An 8257-nucleotide genomic window follows, 5' to 3' on the forward strand; every position below is an offset into this window, starting at 1 on the left:
AATCTATAAAGAAAGGTGGCAAATCGAAATTGTAATGAGATTCTATAAAAATGCGTGTCTGTTTGATGAAACCAGAGTGCATGATGATTACTCAATCATAGGAAGTGAATTCTGCAATTTCCTGTCAACTGTTCTATCATTTAAATTGATTAACAAATTTGATAAGGCTGAATTACTGAACACTTTTACCTATAAAAAAATCATGTCAATTTTAAAAAGAGCTAAGCAAGCCAGAATTAACTCGGGTGATTGGCAACTTATAAATATGAATCCGTCTCAGGTTAAGGTACTTCAAAAGTTGTCTCTTTTACCACAAGATGAAGTACCAACTAAAAGATCTCCTGGCAGACCAAAAAAGAATGTATAGTATTACGATTTGGGAAAGTTCTATTCAAGATCTTCATCTAGAATATAAAATTTTAGACCTTTCTTCAAAGGAATATCTAACAAATGAAACTGCTGGTTTAAAATTTTACTTTTAAATTGAGGATCAAACGCCGTGGATTCCACGTCGTATCTTTCTGATGAATATAAACTCTTACATTTAAACTATCATTTGCCTCTAATGACAACGATATACTTTGTATTTGTTCTTGCCATTTAGGATTTTTTATCTGAATCCATAAAGAATATTTTATCCCTGCATGTCCTCGCCCTTTGTTACCTTGCTAAAGTGAGCATTTGGTATAAACAAGATCATCAAATTCTTCTACTAGTTTGTTTTGCAAAATTTATAAAATTTTTTCGCGCTTCAGAGCCTTGTTTATAAAGGGTTTCCATATATTCTTTTTCAGTCCCTGCTTTTTCTGGCTTTATATATTCAGCTCCACTATATTTGCTAAAAAAATCAACGATTTGAGCAAATCTAAAATTATTAGTTTTCATATTTTTCTCTCTTGCAACCTATATAAATTGTACAAAAACGACAGGAAAATTACTGAATCAAGTTCAAATTATCAAGCTATAAAAGTACAAGCAAGCCTAGCTAACCAAACGAGCCTAAAGCCTTATGTAGCAAGACTCGGTATCAAATTCGGAGTAGAGATTTCGCTAACACTTACCACCAGCGGTCGTGTTCGGGACTTTCACCCTACAGATATAGAACATGCCGAGCACACAAAAGGCTCTGTCATCCAGAGCCTTTGTCAGCCGGAAAATCCGGACTAGTCTTTTAGAAGCAGAGGTTCATCTTCAGGGGGAGAATCTTTCCCCTCGTCTTTCTGAGAATCCGGCACCTTCTCCGGCTCTGCTTCGTTTACCTTGTAGACGCTGAAGGTCTGGATCATTTCCTCAGCTCCGTTCGACAGGCTGGCGCAGGCATCGGTGCACTTGTTCATATCGAGAGCAATTTCCCGGGCACTTTCCCGCATCTTTTCCACCCCTTCCTGGATCAGGCTGAAGGTCTGATCCTGCTCGGCAGTGGCTGACGCAATCATGGTGGTCATATCTGAAATTTCCCCGATATGGGCATTCATTTCGCGCAGCTTGGTAGTTATAGCCTCAACAAAATCAATGGTGCGGCTGCAGCTTTCGGAGCTTTTCTTCATCATGTCTACCGCATTTTCGGTTTCGGTCTTGAGGGAGGTGATGGTCTTTTCGATCTCGGAAGTGGATTCCTTGGTGCGGGAAGACAGCGCACGCACCTCGTCAGCTACCACCGCAAAGCCACGGCCGTGTTCTCCGGCACGGGCCGCCTCAATGGCTGCATTAAGGGCCAGGAGATTTGTCTGATCCGCAATGCCGCGAATGGTCTCAACAACTGAAGCAATACCTACAGTAAGTTCGTCCAGATTCCTGATAGCCACTGAGGTACTGTCGATATCCTTCTTGAGCACGTCCACGGAATTTCTGGTGCTGGCGGCAATGGAAACGCCGTTTTCAGAAAGGTTGTGCACCGAGGTAACCTTAATGGCGGTATCACTGGCATTTCTGGAAATTTCATCAGTAGCCCCGTGCATTTCCTTGATGGAATTGGCGAAATCGGCAGTTACAAGCTCCTGATTGCGTACCTGACCTTCGACATTCAGGGTTGCTTCGTTGCAGGTGGTGACTCCTTTCATGATGGAACTGCTCATGGTTTTGGCAACTCCCACCATCTCTGCCTGCTTCTTCATGAACTCGTTGACATTCCGGGACATTACGCCGATCTCATCGCTGGATCTGGTATCAACAGTCACGGTAAAGTCATTGTTCTGACTCATGTTAGTTATGGCGTCAGTAACTCTGCCTATAGGATCGGTAACGTACTTCCGGGCTGACAGCTTAACGGCAAAGAAGATAAGCACCATCAGTATGAGGAGTGCGATAATCTGAATGGTTTCGGTATCTGTCAGTCCCTTGAGAATAGCATTCTGATCGAGAATAATCACGAATTTCCATCCCGAGTTGCCAACCATTGCTGCCACACCAAGACGTTCTACGCCCATTCTGTTAGTGTAGCCGACAAAACCTTTCCGGGATTCGTTCAGCATTCTGGCAATCATCTCGTCGTTAAGGGACGGATCCAGTTCCGATACTTTCTTGCCAAGGTACTCCTGATCACCCCAGCTGATGATGAAGTTATTCTCGTCCAGAAGCAAAAGCCGGCCCTTGTGGGGAAGATTAATGTCCTTGGCTGTAATCGAAATATCAGAGGTGCGAACATCGATTCCGAAAACTCCGTCATCCTTTCTGACAAGCCAGGATACTACCCAGGCTCCCACAGTATCCTCAAATTCCATCTTGTCCATGGAGACTCTTTCGGTTGCTCTTCCGTACCACTCCTCTTCCACTGCGTTGTATTCCTGGACGTAGGTTCCGGCGGCAAATTCCTTTTCGGACTGATCGCTGGCATATATTTTTCCGGAATCCTCAGCATAATAGACGTCCACATTATTGGCTCTGGCCACAGACATCATGAAGGATCTGTCCTTATAAAGATCCTTCTTAAGCTTTGAAAGGCTGTCCAGCAAAGTGGCGTTGTGCTTCTGCCACTTCGTCAGTTCCCTGGTATTTTCCATCAGTATGGAATTTACCAGCTGATAGGTATCGTCCAGGGTCCGCGCCCTTTCAAAAAAATGACTGTTGACAACGACAGCTACAAAGAACACCCCCAAAGGAGCCAGGGATAAAGCAAAAACCTTGGAACGGAGGGATTTCAGCATGATATCTCTCCATAATATAGACCGAAAAGCATATTCACTTCTCACATGAAGAAACAAGCACTGCACCGCAGCAAACACTTATAATGTAAAAAATTTTACCATAGAGAACGGAACCCCCGATCCTTCCCTGTGTGATTTAACCGGAAGTAAATTGCATTTGTGTGAAGTAAGCTAATAATTTTGCAGAATTGCCTGAAAACTGTTCCAAACCAAAGAACGTGCTGATGACAATGTCTGATCCTGTGAGACAGCGAAATCATCAGTCTGATAAAAAGGGATCAGGGAAAATTTTACGGCAGCGAGGATAATGCTTTTAACAGAGTTACCCATGGAGACTCCCCGCGCTGCCGCCCTGAAAAAAGCGGGGAGCCGAAAATGGTCAGAAAAAGGCTGCCTGATAGCCTTCAGGCTCTTCGGACATCAGAATATCCAGGCACTTTTCAATCATAATACCCTTGAACTTGTCCCGGTTATCACGGTTCCGGAGCACCATCTCCCGGACCAGCCGCATGGCAATCCCGGTGGCTTCCGGGAAACTCCGCCCCTTCATAATAAAGCCCATCAGCACAGAGAGAAATATATCGCCGGTTCCCGGGAAGAACACCGGAACCTTGTCAAAGGGGATGGTAAAGTAACGGCCGGTGTCTGCATCATAGCCCCCTACCATATCAAGACCGTCAATCCGGAGACTGGTGATGACCGCAGAACCAGCCCCGAGCTTCCGCAGATCCCCGATAATCTCCTTAAGCTCCTCACGGGTGACTTCCTCATGGTATTCCCGGCCGGTAAGGAGCATGGCTTCGGTGTAGTTCGGCACCGCGAAGTCTGCCACCTTCAGAAGTCTCCGGAAGGCTGCCACGGTTTTATCCGTCATACCGTTATAGAGGCTGCCATTATCCGCCATGATGGGGTCCACAAAGATTTTTACTCCGGATTTCGACTGCTCCGTACAGAAATCAATGAGAAGATCCGCCTGTTCCCCATTGGCCAGAAGACCGGTGGCAACCGCATCAAACCGGAAGCCCAGATTTTTCCACACTGCAATGGTATCCTTCATGTAGGAGGTGGTGTCCTGGATCCGGAAAAGGCCGTAATCCAGGGTGTTTGATACAATGGCAGTAGGAAGGTTGTAGATGTCATGTCCCAAAGTGGTCAGCACCGGAATCATTGCCGAAAGAGCCACCTTGCCATAACCGGCAATATCGTTTATCAGTAATACCTTTTTGCCCATAAGTAACTGTCTTCTGAGAGAGAATAATCCCGAACGTCAGGAAGGGGATCAGAAATAGAAAAATCCGGCGGCGGCATAGCAGCCGTCAATACCGCGGCACTCGTAAATCAGCGTCTATTTTAAATAAAATGTGACATCCTGCAAGTTTTTTATCCTGAGCCGTGCAATCAGTTCCGAGGGAGAATCGGTTGCAAAGAACTTCACTCCCCTGCCGCACCGCCAGAACACGGAGATCCCCTTCGGCAGTTCAGAATAAAAAAATAGAAAGAAAATATATCAGCAGCCTCACACCTGTTTTCTTCATCCATGAAACCGGAGAGCTCCATGATAACATGCCGGGCACAGAGAATCCCGCCGTTCCCGTCCGCAGGAACGGCAGAGGGCGTATGGAAGGAGACCCTGCTATCTTATACGAATCCACATCGCCGGACGCACGGTATTGTCCTCAAAATCTGCAAAATGACCAATCATTCCCAAAACTCCGGTGGACAGCACATAGGAAGCGTAGCCCTGAAAAAATCCCGGGGTTCTGGTCCACCAGCCCACGTTGCCGTTGTCACGGTCGCGGCGGGCCTTATGCAGCACTGCCATGGACGAGGGGGCGCATACCCGTGAGGAGGCTTCCGGGAAATACCTGAGAACCTCCTCATTGCTAAGCAGAAAAACCCGATCCTCGGTGGGGTTGCCTCCTTTCGTGGGATACTTTGCATTGTCAGGATTGTCCAGCTTTACCGTCAGTACCAGATCCTTCTCGGATGCTGTGAAGGCCTTCTGAAAAAAATCTTCATTCAGCCATTTTCTGATAGCGCTGCCTTCCCAGGTGATATCCTTAAGAACCGTATGATAGGGAATGGCATCCGGACATTTCTCGGTAATGAGGAGAGCCCTGTCATCCTGAACGTCCAGAACCTTCCAGATCAGAGGATCCGGTTGTTCCGTTCCCGCTGCCGGCAGTGTCCCCATCGCTATCGTACCGCCCTTTTCCGGAGTTCCGGCCCAAACCTCCGGGAGCAAAGCAAAGAGTGCCAGCATTGCCAGCTTCAGCAATACCGGAAAAAGGCCCTTTTTTTTGAAAACATTCATAACCTGTCCTCCGTAGAATCCGGAGCCGGAATTTCCGGAGCATGCCCCATCACCCTGAAAGGGAGGCTGTATTTGGGGGAGAGCCGGACATTCCGAAATAGCCCCTTTCTGAAATTTTACTCTCGGTCGCGTCAGAAGAGTTTTCCTGGTAAAAGGCGTTTATCGAAAGTTTGAGCAGTATCGGCCATTATTTTGAAAAATAATGCCGGCTCCTGTAACATCATGAAAACAGGGGTAAACATATGCTGCTCATGCCAGAAACTCCCGAATTTGCTAAAATACCGTCCGGCCTCAGGAAAGGGCCGGTATTTATCCGGGGAGTTTGTCTTTTTATATGCTGGAATCTCTTGTTATTGAAAACTATGCCATTGCCCGCAAGGTCTCTCTCACCCTCAATAAAGGCATGAGCGCCATTACCGGCGAAACCGGTGCCGGGAAATCCATCGCCATAGATGCCCTCAGTCTTCTTCTGGGCGGCCGTGCCGATGCCCGATCTGTCAGGCCCGGTGCGTCCAGCGCCAGCATCTGCGGTACCTTTTCCCTGAGCGATGCCCCCCGGGCACTGGCCTTTCTGCGGGACAATTCCCTGCTCCAGGAGGATCAGGAGCTCTGCATTATCAGAAGATCCATAGCCGCCGGCGGCCACTCCCGGAACTTTATCAATGATTACGCTGTCAGTGTCAAGATGCTGAAGGAGCTGGCCCCTTTTCTGCTGAATATTCATGGCCAGAACGACGGGCAGCTCATGCTAAAGTCCGAACGCCAGATGGCCTTTCTGGATGCATTTTCCGGACTGGGTCCCGAGGTCAGCGATGTGGGCTCGCTGTATCATACGTTCCGGGACGGTAAAAACCGGCTCATTGAGCTGGCCCGGAAGCAGGACGAAACCCTGGCGGAATACAAGCTTACCCACTATCAGATTGCCGAGCTTGAAAAGTTCAATCCCGCGGAGAATGAATTTACGGAAATCTCCAACGAATACGACCGCCTCAGCAATGTCAAGGTTATCGGAGACGGCACACAGGATATCCTGAATGCCCTTAACGATGACGATACGGGAGTGCTTGCCCTGACCGGAACTCTTTCCGCCCGGCTGGAAGGCCTTGCCGCTATCGACAAATCCCTGAAGCCTGTTTCTGACAGTCTGGAGTCAGCCCGCCTCGCCATTGAGGATGTGGCAGAGCAGCTCGCAGACTACAGCGGCGGTCTTGAGGTGGATCCCGGAAGGATTAGCATTATCAATGACCGGCTGGCACAGTATGCCGACTATGCCAGAAAATACGGCGTAAAGCCGGAGGAGCTTACCGGAGTTCTTCGGGATCTGCACAAAAAGGCTGAAGGCTTTTCATCCATAAAGGAGCAGATTGAGGAATGCAAGGCAGCGGTTATCCAGGCAAAGGAAAGCTTTCTGACCAAAGCCCGGGAACTCAGCGAGAAACGCCGTGCAAAGGCCCCGGCCTTCGCCGCCGAAATTACCGGAATGCTCCGGGAGCTTTCCATGCCCGATGCGGTTTTTGAGGTGGAATTCCGGGAGGGGGAGACTATTTCCGACAGCGGCATCGATGTCATCGACTTTAAATTTTCCGCCAATAAGGGGCTTCCTCCGGGGCTTATCGAAAACACCGCGTCCGGCGGTGAAATCAGCCGCATCGCCCTTTCGATTCTGGTGCTCACCGCCAACCGCATCTCCTCGCCAACCCTGATATTCGACGAAATCGACACCGGTATCAGCGGCAGAACGGCAGCCATTACCGGAAAGCTTCTCCGGCTTCTGGGGAAACACTCCCAGGTTATTACTGTAACCCATCTCCCGCAGGTAGCCGCCGCCGCCCATCATCAGTACGAGGTACGGAAATCCACGGTAAACGAAATTACTGAAAGTGCGGTCATCGAACTGGATACTGCGGGAAGAGAGCAGGAGATCGCCCGTCTTCTGGGCAGTGCTGAGATTACCGATGCCGCCTTAATGAATGCCCGGGAGCTTCTGGAAAACCAGGCCCGGGAAACAGCGAACTCTACGCTGGAGGATCTTCTCAGGGCCGACTGAGCCTGAACAGGTCGTGGCAGGCATTTTGTATTGCGAAGTGCTTTTCCGGCACAAAACGCTGTGTTAAACTCTCAGAGATTGACTGATCATTTGTTAACCTCTGAGAAGGATAATCTATCATGAACAGACTTATTTACAGCATTATCACCCTGATATGCCTCGGGCTTCCTTTTTATGCTCTCGGCGGAGATTTCTCCATGGACGCTTATAATGCCGCTCAGACACAGGGAGAGGCTGCTGTAAGTTCCTACATTGAATCCCTTATTTTCCGTCACTTCGAGGTTATCGGACTCTGCTGGGTGTTTCTGACCATTGCCACCTGGTTCCGGCTGGGCAATGCCAAACTTGAGAAAAAGCTTACTGTGCTTATGCTTATTGTTCCGCCGTTTCTGATAATTCCCTTCCCCATCTTTCTTTGTTTCAAGAAGTAGGACGGATTCATATAGCTGCCCGGTTTTTATGCTATAGAGAACTGGCAGAACCGGTAGGTAAATAAGGTGCCGGAGGTGTTTTTCGGCTTCTGACACCATGAAGCCTCCAGGCAGGAACCCGCACCAGCCTCCTTTTCGGGCATCGCCCTGAACCTGCGGGGAGCCTGGTGCAGCCGGGACAGCTTTCGCTCCTATATGTCTCTTATCCCCCCTATAGCAGAACCGGAAATGAAAATTACCCGCAGTGCACACACTCGGAACCGGCAAACACCATGGCGTAGGCCTTGACCTGTCTGTCCCGGAATTCCAGGGCCGACTTGTA

General features: G+C 48.7%; 6 protein-coding genes and 1 pseudogene. 3 read left to right on the forward strand and 4 right to left on the reverse strand.

Translation table 11 applies throughout. The annotated features are described in order from the left end of the window. Positions 1-367: pseudogene (locus F557_RS23145) on the forward strand (transposase); the annotation flags it as partial. A gap of 332 nt (positions 368-699) precedes the next feature. Here F557_RS23145 and F557_RS0116905 read toward each other — a convergent pair. The 4 genes from F557_RS0116905 to F557_RS20630 form a co-directional block, all read right to left on the reverse strand. Further along, positions 700-885, reverse strand: a complete 186-nt coding sequence (locus F557_RS0116905; RefSeq protein WP_019003391.1) for a hypothetical protein — start codon at positions 883-885, stop codon at positions 700-702. 278 nt (positions 886-1163) lie between these two features. Further along, a complete protein-coding gene (locus tag F557_RS0116910; RefSeq protein WP_019003392.1) occupies positions 1164-3143 on the reverse strand; it encodes a methyl-accepting chemotaxis protein in 1980 nt (659 codons plus the stop codon). A 379-nt stretch (positions 3144-3522) separates the two neighbouring features. After that, positions 3523-4374, reverse strand: coding sequence for a pyridoxamine kinase (locus F557_RS0116915; protein ID WP_019003393.1), 852 nt, complete (start codon positions 4372-4374; stop codon positions 3523-3525). 402 nt (positions 4375-4776) lie between these two features. Continuing rightward, on the reverse strand, positions 4777-5457 hold the full coding sequence (locus F557_RS20630) for a DUF6273 domain-containing protein (protein WP_019003395.1): 681 nt from the start codon (positions 5455-5457) through the stop codon (positions 4777-4779). Between the two features lie 334 nt (positions 5458-5791). Between F557_RS20630 and recN the strand changes: the two genes are divergently transcribed. Beyond that, on the forward strand, positions 5792-7504 hold the full coding sequence (gene recN, locus F557_RS20635; protein ID WP_019003396.1) for a DNA repair protein RecN: 1713 nt from the start codon (positions 5792-5794) through the stop codon (positions 7502-7504). A 119-nt stretch (positions 7505-7623) separates the two neighbouring features. After that, complete coding sequence (locus F557_RS0116935) at positions 7624-7935, forward strand: hypothetical protein (RefSeq protein ID WP_019003397.1); 312 nt, start codon at positions 7624-7626, stop codon at positions 7933-7935. The last annotated feature ends 322 nt before the right edge of the window (positions 7936-8257 follow it).

It is taken from the genome of Succinimonas amylolytica DSM 2873, assembly GCF_000378405.1.
GTDB classification, from domain to species: Bacteria; Pseudomonadota; Gammaproteobacteria; order Enterobacterales; family Succinivibrionaceae; genus Succinimonas; species Succinimonas amylolytica.